Below are 18062 nucleotides of genomic sequence, written 5' to 3' on the forward strand. Positions count from 1 at the left end.
AACATGGCTTACAAGAATTTCAAGTTCGACGTCGACGCCGACGGCATTGCGCTCGTCACCTGGGACATCCCGAATCGTTCGATGAACGTGTTCGACGAGCTTTCGACCCAGGAAATCGACGAGATCATCAAGCAGACGACCGACGATGCCGCGATCAAGGGCGTCGTGGTCACCTCGGCCAAGGAGGCGTTCTGCGCCGGCGCCGACCTCTCGATGCTCGAGGGCATGAACCGCAGCTACGCGCAGCTTTTCCAGCAGAAGGGCGAGGAGGCGGCGAACCAGATGCTGTTCGAGCAGAGCCGCCGGATGTCGCAATCGTTCCGCGCGATCGAGACCTCGGGCAAGCCGTGGGTCGCCGCGATCAACGGCCTTGCGCTCGGCGGCGGCTTCGAGATCACGTTGGCCTGCCACTACCGCGTCGCGGCCGAGAACCCGAAGACCCGGCTCGGCCTGCCCGAGATCAAGGTCGGCCTGTTCCCCGGCGCCGGCGGCACCCAGCGCGTGCCGCGTCTTGTGCAGCCGGCGGACGCGATGCAATTGCTGCTCAAGGGTGAGGCGGTCAATCTCACCCGCGCCAAGGCACTCAACCTGATTCACGCCGTGGTGCCCGCGACAGACCTGATCAAGGCCGCCAAGGACTGGATCAAGGGCGGCGGCAAGGCGGTCGCGCCGTGGGACGAGAAGGGCTTCAAGCTGCCCGGCGGTCCCGTCTTCTCCAAGATGGGCATGCAGATGTTCCCGGCCGGCAACGCGATCTATCGGCGCGAGACCTGCGACAATTATCCGGCCGCGCGCGCCATCATGAGCTGCGTCTATGAAGGCCTGCAGCTGCCGATCGACGCTGCGCTGCGGGTCGAGTCGCGCTACTTCACCAAGGTGCTGCGCTCGAAGGAAGCCGCGGCGATGATCCGCTCGCTGTTCCTGTCGATGCAGGAATTGAACAAGGGGGCGCGCCGCCCGGCGGGCGTGCCGCCGACCAAGGTCAAGAAGCTCGCCGTGATCGGCGCCGGCTTCATGGGCGCCAGCGTCGGCTATGTCTCGGCGCAGGCCGGCATCGACGTCGTGCTGGTCGATCGCGACCAGGAGAGCGCCGACAAGGGCAAGGGCCACGCCAAGACCGTGGTTGACGGCCTGATAGCCAAGGGGCGGATGAAGCAGGACGCGGCCGACGCCATCCTGGCGCGGATTTCGACAACGGCCGACTACAACGTGATCGCAGACTGCGACCTCGTCATCGAGGCCGTGTTCGAGGACCGCAAGGTCAAGGCCGACACCTATGCCAAGGCGCAGCCGCTGCTCAAGCCGGGCGCCATCTTCGCGTCCAACACCTCGACCTTGCCGATCAATTCGCTGGCCGAGGAGTTCAAGGACCAGGGCAAGTTCATCGGCATCCACTTCTTCTCGCCGGTCGAGAAGATGATGCTGGTCGAGATCATCCTCGGCAAGAACACCGGCGACGTCGCGCTGGCGACCGCACTCGACTATGTGCGCGCGATCGGCAAGACGCCCATCGTGGTGAACGACTCCCGTGGCTTCTTCGCCAACCGTTGCGTGATGCGCTACATCTCCGAGGGCAACGAGATGCTGCTCGAAGGCGTGCCGCCGGCGATGATCGAGAACACCGCCAAGATGGCCGGCATGCCGGTCGGGCCGCTGTCGCTGCAGGATGAGGTCGCGCTCGATCTCGGCCTGAAGATCACCAAGGCGACCGAGGCCGATCTCGGCCCCAACGCGATCGACCAGGCGCAGAAGAAGCTGATGGTCGAGATGGTCGAGAAGCAGGGCCGCTTCGGCCGCAAGAACAGCAAGGGCTTCTACGACTATCCCGAGAAGGGCAAGGGCCAGAAGAGCCTGTGGCCGGGGCTCGCCAATCTGCAGCCGAAGCGACTCGATCCCGACACACTCAGCGTCGAGGAATTGAAGCAGCGCTTCCTGGTGGTGCAGGCGGTGGAGGCCGCGCGCACCGTCGAGGATCACGTCATCACCGACGTGCGCGAGGCCGATGTCGGCTCGATCCTCGGCTTCGGCTTCGCGCCGTTCACCGGCGGTGCGCTGTCCTACATCGACTTCATGGGCACCAAGAACTTCGTCGCGCTCTGCCACAGCTTCGAGAAGAAGTACGGCTCGCGCTTCGCGCCGCCGAAGCTGCTCGAGGAGATGGCCGCCAAGGGCGAAACCTTCTACGGCCGCTTCCCGCCGAAGAAGCAGGCGGCGTAAAGTCGCCGCCTTTCAAAATCGCGATGAGATGGCGAGGTCTCTCCGCTCCCTCTCCCCGTTCTTACGGGGTCGAGACGAGCGAAGCTCGCTCTTAGAGGGTTGGGGTGAGGGGCCATCTCCGCGAGTTAGATGCAGCGAGTTCGCGGCGACTCCCCCTCACCCGGATTGCATCTGTCGATGCAATCCGACCTCTCCCCGCACGCGGGGCGAGGTGATGCGGAGTCCGCTGCTGCGACCTGAGGTACAGTCATCGATCCGACTTGATCCTGTTGTGCGACGGTCATGCCGGTCAAAGTCCCGCCACGCTCGTTCCCCACTGGCACCACGCTGCTGGCATCACTCTTGCTGGTCGATCGCCGGGGCGACGATCAGCGTGAGGGTGTCGTGCGATGAGTTCTGCGCTCAGGGAAAATGCCGCGGAGGTCGTGGCGAAGGATCCGTTGCCTTCGTTGCCGCCGTCGCGGCGGTGGAAGCCGCTGCGTTTGCGGGGCAAGGGCCCGTCATGGACCGGCCTCGCGCTACTCGTTCTGGCCGCGGATATTGTGCTCGCCGCGGCGGTCTGGCAGGCCGTCAATTTCTTCAGCCATTGAGCCGTCGGTCCCCGGCGAGAGCAAGGCGCCGGCGAGATAGGCGAACTGGTTGAAGGCGAGGCAGGCGACGACGATCGGAGCGCCGGTGGCAAAGGAAAAGCCGTCGGATTGGAGCACGATCGCCGCGAGCACCGCGATCAGCGGCGACTCCAGCATCAATGTCCAAACCCGAAAGTACAAACTGGTTGCCAGCCCAACCAGGGTGCTGGTCAATAAAAGGGTAAAGGCGATCGTCACATTTTTAGACCAGTTGGAGCGGAGGGCGCCGCAGGTCATAGTCGGTCAGTTGGATCGCTCGAACAAGGACGGCCACGCCCTCAGCCGGAACTACACCGGCTTAGTATTAATCGCTATAATGCAGGTTAAATTGAGACTTTCCGCCTCCGGTGTCGAGAAAGGGGATCGGCGAATCCACAACAAAAAAGAGCCGGATCGATCGACCCGGCTCTATCGCGGTTGTGGTGAGCGAGCTCAGGCCGCCTTGAGCAGGCCTTCCTTCTTCATCGCCTCCTGCACCTTCGGGCGCGCCGCGACGCGGGCCTTGTAGGCGGTCACGTTCGGCAGGCCGGAGAGATCGAAGCCGAGCCGGTCCTGCGCCCACATGATCATGGTGAAGAGGTAGCCGTCGGCGACCGTGAACTGGTTGCCCATCAGATAGTCGCGTCCGGCGAGCTGGCTCTCGACATACTTGAACTTGCCCATGGCGCGGTCCTTGAAGAACGCCTTGGCGTCGTCGGCGAGCACGGGCGAGAACATCGGGCCGAGATTCTTGTGCAGCTCGGTCGTGGTGTAGTTCAGCCATTCGAGCAGCTTGTAGCGCTCGTTGGAGTCCCTCGCCGGCGCCAGCTTCTTGTCGGCGGCCTTGTCGGCGATCATCTGGATGATGATCGGGCCCTCGGTGACCATCTCGCCGGTATCCAGCGCCAGCGCCGGCACCTGGCCCTTAGGGTTCACCTGGAGGAAATCGTCGCCGTTTTCGAGCTTCTTGGCGCGCAGGTCGACCTTGACCAGGTCGTAGGGGAGCCCGGCCTCGAGCAGGGCGATATGGGGGGAGAGGGAGCAGGCACCAGGGGTGTAATAAAGCTTCATAGGGGTATTCCTTCCCTTGTTCTTGGCGTCCGGAGAGGGATTGCCTACATGCGCCTGCATGAAATAGTCAAGATTGATGCAGATGCATTCAGTGCGGTACACTCGGTTCCGGGACCTTTTGGGCTAGACCATGAAACGCAAGCTATCGAGCGAGGCGACGGCCGCCTGGATCCGCCTGATGCGGGTGCCGAGCCGGGTGCTGGACTGCGTCGAGCAGGACTTGAAGAAGGCCGGTTTTCCGCCGCTCGCCTGGTATGACGCCTTGCTCGAGCTGTCGCGCGCGCCGTCGGGCGAACTGCGCCCGGTCGAGCTCGAGCGCCAGATGCTGATCCCGCAATATTCGACCTCGCGGCTGATCGACAAGCTGGTCGACGAGGGGCTCGCCGCCCGGCGCGAATGCAAGATCGACAAGCGCGGCCAGTTCGTCGAGATCACCGAGGCCGGGCGCGAGCTGCAGAAGAAGATGTGGAACGCCTATTCCGCCGCGATCGACAAGCATGTCGGCTCCAAATTGTCCGACGCCGACGCGACCAGGCTGTGCGGTCTGCTCGACCGGCTCGGCTGCGCTTGCGGCGACGCTAAAGGCGACGTCAAGAACGAGACCAAGGCTGATAGCAAGGCTGCGCCTGCGCGAGACGGCGTGCCTGCCCGATGATATTGCTGATTCCATCATCCGCGGCCGTTGTGGCTCGCGGATGTCCCTGCCACCGCGCGCCTTCGATCGAAGCGCCCTTGAGTTGGATTATCTATGGCGCGTGACCAGATCGACATGACGCCGCTGCAGTCGCGCGACGAACTCGTGGCGTGGCTTGAAGCCGGCGTGAAGCCTGAGTCCGAATTCCGGATCGGTACCGAGCACGAGAAGACTCCGTTCACGCTCGAGGGCCATCAGCCCGTGCCATATGAAGGCGCCAAGGGCATCGGCGCGCTGCTCGAGGGCATGAAGCTCTTGCTCGGCTGGGAGCCGATCATGGAGCGCGGCAACATCATCGGCCTCTATGACGTCACCGGCGGCGGTGCGATTTCGCTCGAGCCGGGCGGGCAGTTCGAACTGTCGGGCGCGCCGGTCGAAACCGTGCATCAGACGCAGTCGGAATTGATGGCGCATCTGGCGCAGGTGCGGGAGATCGCAACCCCGCTCGGCATCGGCTTCCTCGGCCTCGGCATGACGCCGTCCTGGTCGCGCGCGCAGATCCCCGTGATGCCCAAGGGGCGTTACAAGATCATGCGAAACTACATGCCGAAGGTCGGCAAATACGGCCTCGACATGATGTTCCGGACCTGCACGGTGCAGACCAATCTCGACTTCTCCTCCGAAGCCGACATGGTGAAGAAGCTGCGCGTGTCGCTGGCGTTGCAGCCGATCGCGACCGCCTTGTTCGCCAACTCGCCGTTCACCGAAGGCAAGCCCAACGGCTTCCTGTCGTTCCGTTCCGAGATCTGGCGCGACACCGACAATGCGCGCAGCGGCATGGTGCCGTTCGCGTTCGAGGACGGCATGGGGTTCGAGCGCTATGTCGATTACGCGCTCGACGTTCCGATGTATTTCGTCAAGCGTGGCGAGGAATATATCGACGTCTCCGGCTCCTCGTTCCGGGATTTCTTCGCCGGCAAGAATGCCGCCCTCCCGGGCGAGCGTCCGACGTTGTCGGACTGGGCCAATCACCTCTCGACGATCTTCCCCGAGGTGCGGCTGAAGCGTTACCTCGAAATGCGCGGCGCCGACGGCGTGCCGTGGGGCCGGCTGCCGGCGTTGCCGGCGTTCTGGGTCGGGCTGCTCTACGACAATGACAGCCTCGATGCCGCCTGGGACATCGTCCGCCACTGGACCGCGCCGGAGCGGCAGGCGCTGCGTGACGACGTGCCGCGTTTCGGCTTCAAGTCGCGGATCAAGGACCGTTATTTGTTCGAGATCGCCAAGGAGTGCCTGATCCTGTCGCATGCCGGATTGCGACGGCGCGGCCGGATCGATCATCTCGGACGCGACGAGAGCCGCTTCCTCGAACCGCTCGAGCGCATCATCGAGGCCGGCCGCTCGCCGGCGGAGGAGATGCTGGAGAAGTTCAACGGTCCCTGGAAGGGCTCGGTGGAACCGGCCTATCAGGAGTACGCGTTTTAGTCCCCGCTTGGCCCCAATCCGGGCCCGAAACGCGCGCGAACGGCGGTGGTGTCGCACCCTCCGTTCATCCGCCGTACAGGTTCATGGCGTTCAAATGACGACCCGCTAAACGCGCGGGGCTGCGCGAATTTGAAAGCAATCTCATGGGGATAGGCCGCCACTTTAGGGCGTGTGTGGTGATGTTTGCGGTCCTTGCGGCCGCTGTCGTCGCGCGCCCGGCATTGGCGCAAACCAATTTCGACCGTCCCGGCGGCGACTATCTCAACGCGCCGGTGACGACGGGCGATCCGGCCGATTGCGCGCTGACCTGCGAGCGCGACCGCCGCTGCCGCGCCTGGAGCTTCAACTACCCGACCGACGCCAACAACGGCGCGGTGTGCTGGCTCAAGAACACGGTGCCGCCGCGGGTGCAGGACGTCTGCTGCGTCTCCGGGGTGCGCGGCGCGGGCGTGGTCGAACCGCGCAACGGCGCCATCGAAACCTCGATCGACCGCCTCGGCGGCGACTACAAGAATTTTGAACTGAAGAGCAGCGACGGCGACGAGGCCTGCCAGGCCGCCTGCACCGCCGACAACAAGTGCCGCGCCTGGACCTACGCCCGCCCCGGCTATGCCGGCCGCGACGCGCATTGCTTCCTGAAGAAGGAGATCAAGCCGCCGCGCCGCAAGGCGGGGTTCACGTCGGGCGTGGTGCGGTGAGTCCGGTCCCGGATTACGCTTCGCTCCATCCGGGCTACGAAGCTATGACAGGCTACTCCGCCGCCAGCACCGTGAGCTCCGGCCACAGCGCCTGCCACCGCTCAGCCTTCCTCGCATAGTTCGCGGCCGAAAAATTCGCGGTCCGGTTTGGCCGCACGATCATGCCGGCGACATCGTCGAAACCGTTCGGCGCATAGACGTCGTAGCCGCGCGTGGTGCGGCGGATGCCGATCTGCGTGTTTTCGGTGAGGAAGCGATCGATGCCGTCGGTCGAACGCGACAGCGCCGGGTAGGGCAGGCCGTGCTTGTCGGGATACCAGAGATGGACGCGGGCCTGGTTGCGCACCTCGATCGCGACACCGAGATGGCCAAGCCGCGCCTTGAGCTCACGGATCACCGCATCCTCGGCCTCCCATGAGGTATCCGGATCGAAATAGAAGATGTCGTGGTCGCTGATGCCGTGATCGAGCGGCCGGCCGGTCAGCGCGTTCCACACGGTCTGCACCAGGCAGCCGGCGACCAGCCACGCATCGGGCAAGCCGAGGCGGTACAGCTCGTCGGTGATGGCTTGATTGGCCGGGTTGCGCAGCGCCGCGGTGAGGAATTCGTCCTGGGTCACGACGAGGCGGTCGCGTCGTAGTCCCGGACTGCCTTCTTCGATGCCAGCGCGCGCCAGTGCCGGCGCAGCAACGGCTCGACGGTGGCGCGGTTGGCCTTCGACAGGCGGATCAGCACGGTCGGATAATCGCGGTAGTGATCGGTGAAGTAGAACACTTTGGGCTGATGCTCGACCAAGATGTCGCGCTCCTCCGATGGCACGCCCGGCATCACCAGGCTGTCGCCGTCCTCCTTCAGCCGCACCAGCATCTTGTTGCGCACCTTCAGCGCCGGCGTGCCGTAGGAAGAGCCGTCCTCGACCTCCGGCCACGCCAGCGCGATGTGCCTGATGTCGTCGAAGGTCACGACTGACCTCTCGCGGGGAATGTAGCCCGGATGAGCGAAGCGATATCCGGGACGGCCTCGACACATGCCCCGGATGTCGCTGCGCTCATCCGGGCTACGCGCTACACGTCTACTGCACCGAGGTGAAGAAGCGCGCGAGGCGGAAGCCTGAGAGCCAGGTCCAGACCGGCTGGCTGCGGATGCCGAGGTCCCAGGAGCCGACCACGGCGTCGGCGCGGCCGATCAGATTGTCGATCGGCAACAGGCCGACGCCGCCGTCGCGCACCGGCACGCGGCTATCGGCGGAATTGTCGCGGTTGTCGCCGAGCACGAACAGTTTGCCCGGCGGCACCGTCACCTCTTGGGTGTTGTCGAGCCGGCCATTGTCGCGGATCTTGAAGATCGCGTGGTTGACGCCGTTCGGCAGCGTCTCGATATAGCGATACGCCTCCTCGCCGCCGCCGCGATCGTCTTCGGCGAAGCCGGTGCCGTCGGGCTTCAGCGTCGCCGCATGATCGTTGATGAAGAGTTGACCCTGCCGCATCTGGATGCGGTCGCCGGGCAGCCCGACCACGCGCTTGACCCAGGCTTGCGAGCGGTCGCCCGGCCAGCGGAACACGACGACGTCGCCGCGCTTCGGCGTCTCGCCGAACACGCGGCCGGTTTCCGGCAGCGTGATCTGGATCGGCAGCGAAGCCGCGCCGTAGCCATAGGGATATTTCGAGGCGACCAGCGCGTCGCCGATCAGCAGCGTCGGCTCCATCGATCCCGACGGCACGTAGAACGGCTCGGCGATCGCGCCCTTGGCGAGGAACACGACGGCCACGATCGCAGCCAGTTGCACGGCCTGCCCGCGCCAGCTGGTCGGCTTGGCCGCCACGACTTCGTTTCCGCTGCTCACTAGCCCGTTCCTCCGACCGTAATCCGTTCCATCCTGAGCGTCGGCTGGCCGACGCCGACCGGCACGCCCTGGCCGTTCTTGCCGCAGGTGCCGATTCCCGTATCCAGCGCAAGATCGTTGCCGATCATGGTGATCCTGTGGAGATCGGTCGGTCCGTTGCCGATCAGCATGGCGCCCTTCACCGGCGCACCGAGCTTGCCGTTCTCGATCTTGTAGGCCTCGGTGCACTGGAACACGTATTTGCCCGAGGTGATGTCGACCTGGCCGCCGCCGAAATTGGCGGCGTACATGCCGTTCTTGACCGAGGCGATGATCTCGGCCGGGTCGCGGTCGCCCGACAGCATGTAGGTGTTGGTCATGCGCGGCATCGGCACGTGGGCATAGCTCTGCCGCCGTCCGTTGCCGGTCGGCTTCATGCCCATCAGCCGGGCGTTCTGACGGTCCTGCATGTAGCCGACCAGAATGCCGTCCTCGATCAAGACGGTGCGGTTGGTTGGCGTGCCCTCGTCGTCGATCGAGAGCGAGCCGCGGCGCGAGGCCATGGTGCCGTCATCCACCACGGTGACGCCCTTGGCGGCGACCTGCTGGCCCATCAGGCCGGCAAAGGCGGAGGTCTGCTTGCGGTTGAAGTCGCCCTCGAGCCCATGGCCGACGGCCTCATGCAGCATCACGCCGGGCCAACCGGCGCCGAGCACCACGTCCATCTCGCCGGCGGGCGCCGGCACCGATTCGAGATTGACCAGCGCCTCGCGCAGCGCGCCGTCGGCGGCGTCGCGCCAGGCCTTGGTCTCGATGAAGCGGGCATAGCCCTCGCGGCCGCCATAGCCCTTGCTGCCGCTTTCCTGCCGGTCGCCCTGGCCGGCGACCACGGAGATATTGACGCGCACCAGCGGGCGGATGTCGCGATAGCTCTCGCCGTCCGGCCGCAGGATCTCGACCACCTGCCAGGTCGCGGTGAGGCTGGCGGAGACCTGCCGCACCCGCGGGTCCTTGTCCCTGACATAGGCGTCGATCTCGCCGAGCAGCTTGACCTTGGCCTCGAATGCCGGCCCGTCCAGCGGGTTCTCGTCGCCATAAAGCTTGATGTTGGTGTGGGCGGGCGCCGCGGCGAAAGTGCCGGCATAGCCGCCGCGCACGGCCGCGACGGCATCCGCCGCGCGGATCAGCGCAGGGATCGAGACGTCGGAGGAATGCGCATAGCCGACCGCGTCGTCCTTGACCGCGCGCAGGCCGAAGCCCTGCGAGGTGTCATAGGTCGCCTGCTTCAGCCTTCCGTTGTCGAACACCAGCGCCTCGGTCTGCCCAAACTCCAGGAACAGCTCGCCGTCGTCGGCGCCTTCAAGTCCGCGGGCCACTTCGCGGCGGACGGCATCGCGGTCCAGATTGGCGCGGTCGAGCAGGGAGGTCGTGGCGGGATTGGTCATGGTCACTCCGACGCAGTGCGATTCCTTGGCGATTCCTGGTCATCCTTGCCTGAAGCCCAACTGATTGCCAGTGGGGAACCCGCAGCAGGGATTTCGGGGGATTGAAGCAGAGACGAGCGGAAAACTCATCTTACAACCCGGAAACCTGTACCGGTCCCGGTTCAGGCCCGGACGGCGATCACCAAAGATAGTGGTTGGGGTAGCAAACCGGGAGTGCCTGCGACCATGCGGTCGATCACAGTGCCCCGTCGGTGTCCTCACCTTGTCGTCATCACCTTGAGCGCCGATCCGCCTTCCGCGGCTGGCTTTCGCGCTCGTCTGCATCGCCCGATTGCGGCTTCGGCTGCGCGGTGCCCTGCGCCGAGGTCGGAAAGCCATGCTCCTGCGCCCAGCGGTACAGTTCGTCGAACACCGGCTTGAGCGCCTTGGCCGACGGCGTCATCTCGTACTCAACCCGTGGCGGCACCTCGGGATAGACGGTGCGCTTGACGAGGCCGTTGGCCTCGAGATCGCGCAGCTGCGTGGTCAGCATGTGCTGGGTCACGCCGGGGATCGACTGGCGCAGCTCGCCGAACCGCCGCTTGCGCTCGACCAGTTGCCAGAGGATGTCGCCCTTCCATTTCCCGGCCAGCACCGACAGCGCGCGATGAAATTGCGCCGACAGGTCGCCGTTGCACGGCTCGGACGCCGCCGGAGGTTCAGCAGGCTCAATAGTCAGTTTTTTCATACTACCTCACAAAAAGCATCCTACTTGTTCTTTTCATCTTACTCCCGAATTTAGACCACCGAAAGCCGCGGGCCAGCCGCCGATCGGTCGGGTGGCCCCGCGGCCCGGCCTTACGAACAACTCGGGAGTCATCAATGTCAGTTGCAGTTGCCGCGGCGCCGTCGCGCTGGAAATCCGTCAGCCTCTGGGTCGTCAGGGGGCTGCTCGCTTTAGCCTTTGCCGCCGCGGGCGCCGCCAAGCTCTACGGCGTGCCGATGCTGGTCGAGGAATTCGAGTATATCGGGCTTGGTCAGTGGTTCCGCTATTTCACCGGATCGCTGGAGCTGCTCGGCGCGATCCTGATCCTGCTGCCCCCGGTCGCAGCGTTCGGCGGCGTGCTGCTCAGCTGCATCATGGTCGGTGCCACCATCACGCATCTGTTCGTGATCGGCGGCTCGCCGGTGCCCGCCCTGGTGCTGCTGACATTGAGCGCAATCGTCGCCTACGCCAAGCGCAGCCAGTTCGCCCTGCTCGCGAGCGCGCCGTGAGGTGAGCGCGATGCGCGTCTCTCGCCGCAAGCTGGCGGTCGTGACCGGGCTGGTGCTGGCCTTCGCGGTGCCGTTCGCCGCGACAATGCTGCTCACCGGCTCGGTCGCGGCGGTCTCGAAGCCGGAGCCCAAGAAACTTGAGTCCAGCAAGCCGGAGCCGCGCGTGCACCGCCTGGTGCTGCCGATCAACAGCGACGACCCGACCACGATGCGGGCGCTGATCTCGACCGCGCTCAACCTCCCGAAATATTATCGGGAGCGCAATGAGCCGTTCGAGATCGAGGTCGTCGCCTACAATGCCGGCGTCCACATGCTGCGGGCCGATACCTCGCCGGTGAAGGACCTGCTCCGGGTGGTGAGGGGGCTCACGCCGGACATCCGCTTCGTGGTCTGCGAAGCCACCAAGCTCGGCATGGAGCGCGCCGAGGGACATCCGCTGGTCCTGCTCGACAATGTCGTCCTGGTGCCGAACGGGCCCGGGCGCATCATCGAATTGCAGGAAGCCGGCTGGTCCTACATCCGCTCCTGAGCGATGCAGCGATCAAGCCAAGTGGAGAACCCATCATGACGTCAGCTCACGCACCGACGCGCCGCGCCGTCGTCGCCGGTATGATCGGCGCCGGCGCCTCGCTCGTGATGCCCGCCGGAGCCGTGCGCGCAGCGTCGGGGCCGCCGCAGTTCGGCACCATCCGGCACCAGTTCACGCAGGTCGAAGGCGCCCGCCCGGTGCCGCAGGTTGCGATCCCCGTGCTCGCCGGCGGCGCGCTCGATCTCACCGCGTTCAAAGGCAGGATGGTGCTGGTGAACTTCTGGGCCACCTGGTGCGCGGCGTGCCGGACCGAGCTACCGATGCTGGACCGCCTTGCCGCGAGCGGCCGCAGCGATCTCGTCGTCGTCGCTGTCAGCACCGATCGCAACCGCGCGCCGGTCGCGCCCTACGTCAAGCAGCTCAAGCTCCGCCACCTCGCGATCGGCTTCGATCCGGGTGGCCTCGTGTCGCGCGTCGACGCCGCCGAGGCCGATACGCCGTTCGCGCTCTACGGCATGCCGATCACATTCTTGATCGGCGTCACCGGACAGGTCGAAGGCTACATGACGGGAGAGGCGGACTGGCTGTCCGCCGAGGCGAGCGGATTGTTCGACTATTATGCGGCGGGTGGGCGGTGAGCCGATCTGCCTGGCGTAGCCCGGATGAAGCGAAGCGAAATCCGGGAAGACACTCTCCTGTGCTGACGCCGGTCCCGGATTGCGCTGCGCTTCATCCGGGCTACGGCCTCTGCATTTGCGACGCCGGCCTAACCCCTAGGGCAATTTGTCATACCCCTCCGACAGGCCATTCAGGCTGAGCGGAAAGCCGATGCCCTCTTCCGGGGTCTCGAAGATGATGAAGGTCGCGGTCTTAGCGTTCTTGAGCTGGCCGAGCAGCTTGTCGTCCATCACGACCTCGGCGACGCAGCCATTGGGCAGGCAGCGGACAAAACCGGCGCGGCCGACGTCCTGATTGTCGAGCTTGAGGCCGAGGCCGGAGGGCAGCAGCACGCCGAGCGGCGCGACCACGCGCATCAGGCGGCTCTTCTGGTCGGCGGTCTTCAGCACGATCACAGTCAGGCCGGCGTTGGAGCGGTCTTCTGCTACCACGCTCTGGATCAGCGCGCATTGCTCGGCCTGGGCGCCGGGCGGGGTGTCGCAGCGGATCTGCCAGTCGCCGTGAACCGAGCGCACCGCGCCTTGCGCGTTTGCCGGCTGGGTCAGGCCAAGAGAAAGGCCAACAGAAAGGCCAAGGCAGAGGGCCAGAATCGCGAGGCCGCCGAGCCGGCTGGCCATCGTCAAACGAATGTTCGAAGCGCCCATCCGGGTCGATCCTTATAGATGTTCGGTCGGTCCGGCCGTCCGGCCGCCGGTAGCACGCGCGCCATGATGCGCTTCCCGGAAGCGAATCATGATCTCATCTTCTTGTTTGAGCATGATCTTTCGGGAAACCGGTCTCCACTTTTCCGGATCATGCTCAGGCGTCGACTGATACCGCAATGACGGCGCCTTGAAGGCGATCTTGAAGCCATTCTCGCGCCGGATTGGGGCAGCCCGCAGCGAATCAGGTTTCTGAAGGGTACCCCGCCTGTGGGTACATCCGGTAATCCCCCTGTCAAGCGGCATGGACAATTGGTCCAAGTGCTTTTGCTTGATTTTACGCGAAAAATCGCATGCGGCAGCTTCATCGCAGGCGCATGGCTTTCGGCCCCACTACTGCATTGCGAGCGCCGGAGAATTATGGTTTGAGAGGCTGGATTTCGACGCGTTCTAGCGATCTGGCTCCCGTACCCACCTTGACTCAGAGACGGGTATGTCCGGAAGGCCGTTTGTCAGGGCGGATCGTGCTGCATTTTCGGCCACATGCCGGGGGTGCTTTGGGGAATAATGCAAGGGAGCGCGAGCGGCATGAAGATGTCGATTGGCCGGTTGGGCAGGCAATTGCTGGGGTTGGCGGTAGCGGGTGTGGCGTCGATCGCCGCGGGATCGGCCTTCGCCGAGATGGGGCAGCCGGCTCCGTGGGAGCACACGCTGCAGGAAGCCGCGACCCCGGTGATGGAAAACATCATCTGGTTTCACAACTTCCTGCTGGTGCTTATCACCGTCATCACCCTGTTCGTGCTGGCGCTGCTCATCATCGTGGTGGTGAAGTTCAACGCCCGGGCCAACCCGGTCCCCTCCAGGACCACCCACAACACGCTGATCGAAGTGGCCTGGACGCTGATCCCGGTCCTGATCCTGGTCGGCATCGCGGTGCCGTCGTTCCGCCTGCTGTTCCTGGAGCTCGACGTGCCGAAGCCGGACCTCACGGTGAAGGTCACCGGCAAGCAGTGGTACTGGTCCTACGCCTACCCGGATAACGGCAAGTTCGAGTTCGACTCGCTGCTCGACAAGGACAAGCAGCCCCGTCTGCTCGGCGTCGACAACGAGATGGTGGTCCCGGTCAACAAGGTGGTGCGGATCCAGACCACCGGCGCCGACGTGATCCACTCCTTCGCGGTGCCGGCCTTCGGCGTGAAGATCGACTCGGTCCCCGGCCGCCTCAACGAGAGCTGGTTCAAGGCCACCAAGACCGGCGTGTTCTACGGCCAGTGCTCGGAACTGTGCGGCAAGGACCACGCCTTCATGCCGATCGCGGTGCGGGTCGTCAGCGACCAGGAATTCGCGACCTGGGTTGAAGGCGCGAAGAAGAAGTTTGCGACCAACCCGGCGAATTCCTACGCCTCGGCTGGTCAGGCGGCGCAGTAAGCCTCACGGCTTACGGCGCGGATGGAATAAGGGCGACGGGACCGCAAGGTCCAAGAGGGACTGCAAGGCAGGATTTTGAACATGGCGACAGGCGCAGCGACACACGACGATCACGCCCATGATGATCACGCCCACCATCCGACCGGATGGCGGCGTTATCTCTACTCCACGAACCACAAGGACATCGGTACGATGTACCTGGTCTTTGCGGTGATCGCGGGCATCATCGGTGCTGCGATGTCGATCGCGATCCGTGCCGAGTTGATGTATCCGGGCGTCCAGATATTCCACGAGACGCACACCTATAACGTGTTCGTGACCTCGCACGGTCTGATCATGATCTTCTTCATGGTCATGCCGGCGATGATCGGCGGCTTCGGCAACTGGATGGTGCCGCTGATGATCGGCGCGCCGGACATGGCGTTCCCGCGCATGAACAACATCTCGTTCTGGCTGCTGCCGGCCTCGTTCGCGCTGCTGCTGATGTCCACCTTCGTCGAGGGTGAGCCGGGCGCCAACGGCGTCGGCGCGGGCTGGACCATGTACGCGCCGCTGTCGACCTCCGGCCATCCGGGTCCTGCGGTCGATTTCGCGATTCTCTCGCTCCATCTCGCGGGTGCCTCGTCGATCCTCGGCGCCATCAACTTCATCACCACGATCTTCAACATGCGCGCGCCGGGCATGACCCTGCACAAGATGCCGCTGTTCGTGTGGTCGATCCTGGTGACCGTGTTCCTGCTGCTGTTGTCGCTGCCGGTGCTCGCCGGTGCGATCACCATGCTGCTGACCGACCGCAATTTCGGCACCACGTTCTTTGCGGCTGACGGCGGCGGCGACCCGGTGCTGTTCCAGCATCTGTTCTGGTTCTTCGGTCACCCCGAAGTGTACATCCTGATCCTGCCCGCCTTCGGCATGGTCAGCCAGATCGTCTCCACCTTCTCGCGCAAGCCGGTGTTCGGCTATCTCGGCATGGCCTACGCCATGGTCGCGATCGGCGGCATCGGCTTCGTGGTGTGGGCGCACCACATGTACACCGTCGGCATGTCCTCGGCGACGCAGGCCTATTTCGTCGCCGCCACGATGGTGATCGCGGTGCCGACCGGCGTGAAGATCTTCTCCTGGATCGCCACGATGTGGGGCGGCTCGATCGAGTTCAAGGCGCCGATGATCTGGGCGATCGGCTTCATCTTCCTGTTCACCGTCGGCGGCGTCACCGGCGTCGTGCTGGCCAATGCCGGTGTCGATCGCGTGCTGCAGGACACCTACTACGTGGTGGCGCACTTCCACTACGTGCTGTCGCTCGGCGCCGTGTTCGGCATCTTCGCCGGCTGGTACTACTGGTTCCCGAAGATGTTCGGCTACATGTACTCGGAGACCATCGCCAAGGCGCACTTCTGGTTTACCTTCATCGGCGTCAACCTGGTGTTCTTCCCGCAGCACTTCCTCGGCCTGTCGGGCATGCCGCGCCGCTATGTCGACTATCCGGATGCATTCGCGGGCTGGAACCTGATCTCGTCCTGGGGCTCCTACATCTCGGGCATCGGCGTTCTGATCTTCATCTACGGCGTGATCGATGCCTTCGTCCGCAAGGAGCAGGCCGCGAACAATCCGTGGGGTGCGGGTGCGACCACGCTGGAGTGGACGCTGACCTCGCCGCCGCCGTTCCACCAGTTCGAAGTGCTGCCCCGCGTGCAGTAAGTCCAGGACAACGCGGCGCACTTTAAGGGTGCGCCGCGCCTTTTGAGAGAAGCGAGACCTGATCTTGTCGGTTGTCGATCACAACGCCATCGAACTGCCCCGGATCTCCGAGGCCGAAGTGGGCGACTACATCGCGCTGTTGAAGCCGCGCGTGATGTCGCTGGTGATCTTCACCGCGCTGGTCGGGCTGATGATCGCGCCGGTGCACGTGCATCCGGTGCTGGCGTTCACCTCGATCCTGTGCATCGCGGTCGGCGCAGGCGCCTCCGGCGCGCTCAACATGGCCTATGAGGGCGATGTCGACGCGCTGATGACGCGCACCGCCAACCGGCCGATCCCGCGCGGCCGTATCACGCCGACCGAGGCGGCCGCGTTCGGCATCACGCTCGCTTTCTTCTCGGTGATGACGCTCGGCATCCTCGTCAACTGGGTGGCGGGCGCGCTGCTTGCCTTCACCATCTTCTTCTACGCCGTGATCTACACGATGTGGCTGAAGCGCTGGACCGCGCAGAACATCGTGATCGGCGGCGCCGCCGGCGCGCTGCCGCCGGTGGTGGCGTGGGCCGCCGCGACCGGATCGCTCTCGGTCGAGCCGATCCTGCTGTTCCTGATCATCTTCTTCTGGACTCCGCCGCATTTCTGGGCGCTGGCGCTGTTCCGCAGCGACGACTATGCGCGCGCCGGCATCCCGATGCTGCCGGTCGTCGCCGGACCCGACGCGACCCGGCTGCAGATCCTGCTCTACACCATCGTGCTGGTCGCGATCGCGCTGGCGCCGTGGCCGCTCGGCTATTTCGACGCGATCTACGGCGTCACCTCGCTGGCGCTCGGCGCCGGCATGCTGTGGCTCGCCATCGAGGTCTATCGCCGCTGCGAGGGCACGGCTGCCAATCGCGCCACGCGCCGGCTGTTCGCCTTCTCGATCCTCTATCTGTTCGCGCTGTTTGCCGTCCTCCTCGCCGAGGTCGTGGTCCGCGCGATTGCGCCTGTCTTCATCGGATAGGGAGCCGGGGGGCGAGATGGGGGCGCATGGGATATCAATGGACGAGAAACGCGAACCAGAAGGAATCGTCCTCACCGAGGCACAGCTCAGGAGCCGCCGCCAGCGCTCGATCGCCATCGCGCTCGCGCTCGGCATCCTGGTCGTGCTGTTCTTCGCCGTCACCCTCGTCAAGGGGCCAGCCGTGCTGGTGCGGCCGCTGTGAGTAAGATGGCGAACCAGGGACCGCAGCAGGGTGAGGGCGCCAAGGTCACGCGCCGCACGCTGACGCGCGACGCCGTGGTCGCCTCGATCTGCGGCTTCGTCGTGGTGCTGATGGTCGGCGCGTCCTACGCGGCCGTACCGTTCTACAACTGGTTCTGCCGCACCACCGGCTTCAACGGCACCACCCAGGTCGCGACCTCGGTGCCTTCGGATGCGCCGCTCGCGCGCACCATTTCGGTCAGCTTCGATTCCAACGTCGCGCCGGGCCTGCCCTGGAAGTTCGAGCCGGAGCAGAACACGATCGACGTCAAGATCGGCCAGGTGGTCACGGTCTACTACACCGTCACCAACCAGTCGGCGCGCACCACGACCGGCCAGGCGTCCTACAATGTCGCGCCGCTGACGGTCGGCGCCTATTTCCAGAAGATCAACTGCTTCTGCTTCACCGAACAGACCATGGCGCCGGGCGAAAAGCGCGAGATGGCCGTGGTGTTCTATGTCGATCCGGCGCTGGCCAAGGACAGCGAGAACGACACGCTGAAGACGATCACTTTGTCCTACACCTTCTTCCCCGTGCGCGACGCAACGCCGAAGCCCGTGGCGGCCGGCGAGGCGGAGCAGCGCAAGGGCGGCTAGTTCTGGAATTTGAG

21 protein-coding genes are annotated in these 18062 nt (G+C 64.9%); 12 read left to right on the forward strand and 9 right to left on the reverse strand.

The features are described 5' to 3' along the window. Nucleotides 1-3: 3 nt before the first annotated feature. Nucleotides 4-2217, forward strand: coding sequence for a 3-hydroxyacyl-CoA dehydrogenase NAD-binding domain-containing protein (locus PMN64_RS06345; RefSeq protein ID WP_411780089.1), 2214 nt, complete (start codon nt 4-6; stop codon nt 2215-2217). 518 nt (nt 2218-2735) lie between these two features. On the opposite strand, the gene PMN64_RS06350 is transcribed toward PMN64_RS06345, so the two are convergent. Beyond that, the gene (locus tag PMN64_RS06350; RefSeq protein ID WP_244435780.1) at nt 2736-3044 is read right to left on the reverse strand and encodes a hypothetical protein; all 309 of its coding nucleotides are present in this window, start codon (nt 3042-3044) and stop codon (nt 2736-2738) included. Between the two features lie 234 nt (nt 3045-3278). Further along, nucleotides 3279-3896, reverse strand: a complete 618-nt coding sequence (gene gstA, locus PMN64_RS06355) for a glutathione transferase GstA (protein ID WP_028338999.1) — start codon at nt 3894-3896, stop codon at nt 3279-3281. Nucleotides 3897-4026: 130 nt separating this feature from the next. Here gstA and PMN64_RS06360 point away from each other — a divergent pair, with 130 nt between their 5' ends. From PMN64_RS06360 to PMN64_RS06370, 3 genes are all read left to right on the forward strand, one after another. Then, on the forward strand, nt 4027-4551 hold the full coding sequence (locus PMN64_RS06360) for a MarR family winged helix-turn-helix transcriptional regulator (RefSeq protein ID WP_028338998.1): 525 nt from the start codon (nt 4027-4029) through the stop codon (nt 4549-4551). Between the two features lie 93 nt (nt 4552-4644). Beyond that, entirely contained in the window at nt 4645-6015 is a 1371-nt protein-coding gene (locus tag PMN64_RS06365; protein ID WP_212054777.1) for a glutamate--cysteine ligase, read from the forward strand. A gap of 143 nt (nt 6016-6158) precedes the next feature. Continuing rightward, nucleotides 6159-6713, forward strand: a complete 555-nt coding sequence (locus PMN64_RS06370) for a PAN domain-containing protein (RefSeq protein WP_411780090.1) — start codon at nt 6159-6161, stop codon at nt 6711-6713. Nucleotides 6714-6765: 52 nt separating this feature from the next. Here the strand turns inward: PMN64_RS06370 and PMN64_RS06375 are convergent, their stop codons facing one another. From PMN64_RS06375 to PMN64_RS06395, 5 genes are all read right to left on the reverse strand, one after another. Beyond that, nucleotides 6766-7332, reverse strand: coding sequence for a nucleotidyltransferase family protein (locus PMN64_RS06375; protein WP_411780091.1), 567 nt, complete (start codon nt 7330-7332; stop codon nt 6766-6768). Beyond that, nucleotides 7329-7676, reverse strand: coding sequence for an MmcQ/YjbR family DNA-binding protein (locus PMN64_RS06380; RefSeq protein ID WP_411780092.1), 348 nt, complete (start codon nt 7674-7676; stop codon nt 7329-7331). The genes PMN64_RS06375 and PMN64_RS06380 overlap by 4 nt, the downstream gene beginning before the upstream one ends. Before the next feature lie 109 nt (nt 7677-7785). After that, entirely contained in the window at nt 7786-8556 is a 771-nt protein-coding gene (gene lepB / locus PMN64_RS06385; protein WP_411780093.1) for a signal peptidase I, read from the reverse strand. After that, entirely contained in the window at nt 8556-9980 is a 1425-nt protein-coding gene (gene tldD / locus PMN64_RS06390; RefSeq protein WP_016847098.1) for a metalloprotease TldD, read from the reverse strand. The genes lepB and tldD overlap by 1 nt, the downstream gene beginning before the upstream one ends. Before the next feature lie 271 nt (nt 9981-10251). Next, the gene (locus tag PMN64_RS06395) at nt 10252-10707 is read right to left on the reverse strand and encodes a winged helix-turn-helix transcriptional regulator (protein ID WP_411780094.1); all 456 of its coding nucleotides are present in this window, start codon (nt 10705-10707) and stop codon (nt 10252-10254) included. A gap of 134 nt (nt 10708-10841) precedes the next feature. Here PMN64_RS06395 and PMN64_RS06400 point away from each other — a divergent pair, with 134 nt between their 5' ends. Genes PMN64_RS06400 through PMN64_RS06410 form a run of 3 tightly spaced genes read left to right on the forward strand, consistent with a single transcriptional unit; the run spans nt 10842 to nt 12401 of the window. Beyond that, nucleotides 10842-11234, forward strand: coding sequence for a DoxX family protein (locus PMN64_RS06400; RefSeq protein WP_411780095.1), 393 nt, complete (start codon nt 10842-10844; stop codon nt 11232-11234). 10 nt (nt 11235-11244) lie between these two features. After that, nucleotides 11245-11763, forward strand: coding sequence for a hypothetical protein (locus tag PMN64_RS06405; protein ID WP_411780096.1), 519 nt, complete (start codon nt 11245-11247; stop codon nt 11761-11763). A 35-nt stretch (nt 11764-11798) separates the two neighbouring features. Next, on the forward strand, nt 11799-12401 hold the full coding sequence (locus PMN64_RS06410; RefSeq protein ID WP_411780097.1) for a redoxin domain-containing protein: 603 nt from the start codon (nt 11799-11801) through the stop codon (nt 12399-12401). Nucleotides 12402-12536: 135 nt separating this feature from the next. Here PMN64_RS06410 and PMN64_RS06415 read toward each other — a convergent pair whose 3' ends face one another. Further along, nucleotides 12537-13085 (reverse strand): invasion associated locus B family protein, encoded by a 549-nt coding sequence (locus tag PMN64_RS06415; protein ID WP_411780098.1) that lies wholly within the window; start codon nt 13083-13085, stop codon nt 12537-12539. 12 nt (nt 13086-13097) lie between these two features. After that, nucleotides 13098-13388: a hypothetical protein gene (locus PMN64_RS06420; protein WP_411780099.1), complete on the reverse strand. Its 291-nt coding sequence runs from the start codon at nt 13386-13388 to the stop codon at nt 13098-13100. Nucleotides 13389-13670: 282 nt separating this feature from the next. Here PMN64_RS06420 and coxB point away from each other — a divergent pair, with 282 nt between their 5' ends. The 5 genes from coxB to PMN64_RS06445 all read left to right on the forward strand — a co-directional run bounded on the left by coxB (nt 13671) and on the right by PMN64_RS06445 (nt 18048). After that, the gene (coxB, locus tag PMN64_RS06425; protein WP_028338988.1) at nt 13671-14510 is read left to right on the forward strand and encodes a cytochrome c oxidase subunit II; all 840 of its coding nucleotides are present in this window, start codon (nt 13671-13673) and stop codon (nt 14508-14510) included. Between the two features lie 81 nt (nt 14511-14591). After that, entirely contained in the window at nt 14592-16208 is a 1617-nt protein-coding gene (ctaD, locus tag PMN64_RS06430) for a cytochrome c oxidase subunit I (RefSeq protein WP_028338987.1), read from the forward strand. Between the two features lie 64 nt (nt 16209-16272). Then, complete coding sequence (locus PMN64_RS06435) at nt 16273-17211, forward strand: heme o synthase (RefSeq protein ID WP_411780100.1); 939 nt, start codon at nt 16273-16275, stop codon at nt 17209-17211. A 37-nt stretch (nt 17212-17248) separates the two neighbouring features. Beyond that, nucleotides 17249-17413 carry a hypothetical protein gene (locus PMN64_RS06440; protein WP_018269059.1) on the forward strand — a complete coding sequence of 55 codons (165 nt, stop codon included), beginning with the start codon at nt 17249-17251 and terminating at the stop codon, nt 17411-17413. A 5-nt stretch (nt 17414-17418) separates the two neighbouring features. Then, nucleotides 17419-18048 carry a cytochrome c oxidase assembly protein gene (locus PMN64_RS06445; protein ID WP_411780127.1) on the forward strand — a complete coding sequence of 210 codons (630 nt, stop codon included), beginning with the start codon at nt 17419-17421 and terminating at the stop codon, nt 18046-18048. The last annotated feature ends 14 nt before the right edge of the window (nt 18049-18062 follow it).

Origin of the sequence: Bradyrhizobium sp. UFLA01-814 (genome assembly GCF_046718885.1) — a bacterium.
Taxonomy (GTDB): domain Bacteria; phylum Pseudomonadota; class Alphaproteobacteria; order Rhizobiales; family Xanthobacteraceae; genus Bradyrhizobium; species Bradyrhizobium elkanii.

Coding starts and splice junctions, on each gene's coding strand:
- PMN64_RS06345 (WP_411780089.1), top strand. CDS start 4: ATGGCTTACAAGAATTTCAAGTTCGACGTCGACGCCGACGGCATTGCG.
- gstA (WP_028338999.1), bottom strand. CDS start 3,896: ATGAAGCTTTATTACACCCCTGGTGCCTGCTCCCTCTCCCCCCATATC.
- PMN64_RS06360 (WP_028338998.1), top strand. CDS start 4,027: ATGAAACGCAAGCTATCGAGCGAGGCGACGGCCGCCTGGATCCGCCTG.
- PMN64_RS06365 (WP_212054777.1), top strand. CDS start 4,645: ATGGCGCGTGACCAGATCGACATGACGCCGCTGCAGTCGCGCGACGAA.
- PMN64_RS06370 (WP_411780090.1), top strand. CDS start 6,159: ATGGGGATAGGCCGCCACTTTAGGGCGTGTGTGGTGATGTTTGCGGTC.
- tldD (WP_016847098.1), bottom strand. CDS start 9,980: ATGACCAATCCCGCCACGACCTCCCTGCTCGACCGCGCCAATCTGGAC.
- PMN64_RS06395 (WP_411780094.1), bottom strand. CDS start 10,707: ATGAAAAAACTGACTATTGAGCCTGCTGAACCTCCGGCGGCGTCCGAG.
- PMN64_RS06400 (WP_411780095.1), top strand. CDS start 10,842: ATGTCAGTTGCAGTTGCCGCGGCGCCGTCGCGCTGGAAATCCGTCAGC.
- PMN64_RS06405 (WP_411780096.1), top strand. CDS start 11,245: ATGCGCGTCTCTCGCCGCAAGCTGGCGGTCGTGACCGGGCTGGTGCTG.
- PMN64_RS06410 (WP_411780097.1), top strand. CDS start 11,799: ATGACGTCAGCTCACGCACCGACGCGCCGCGCCGTCGTCGCCGGTATG.
- PMN64_RS06415 (WP_411780098.1), bottom strand. CDS start 13,085: ATGGGCGCTTCGAACATTCGTTTGACGATGGCCAGCCGGCTCGGCGGC.
- PMN64_RS06420 (WP_411780099.1), bottom strand. CDS start 13,388: ATGCCGCTTGACAGGGGGATTACCGGATGTACCCACAGGCGGGGTACC.
- coxB (WP_028338988.1), top strand. CDS start 13,671: ATGAAGATGTCGATTGGCCGGTTGGGCAGGCAATTGCTGGGGTTGGCG.
- ctaD (WP_028338987.1), top strand. CDS start 14,592: ATGGCGACAGGCGCAGCGACACACGACGATCACGCCCATGATGATCAC.
- PMN64_RS06440 (WP_018269059.1), top strand. CDS start 17,249: ATGGACGAGAAACGCGAACCAGAAGGAATCGTCCTCACCGAGGCACAG.
- PMN64_RS06445 (WP_411780127.1), top strand. CDS start 17,419: ATGGCGAACCAGGGACCGCAGCAGGGTGAGGGCGCCAAGGTCACGCGC.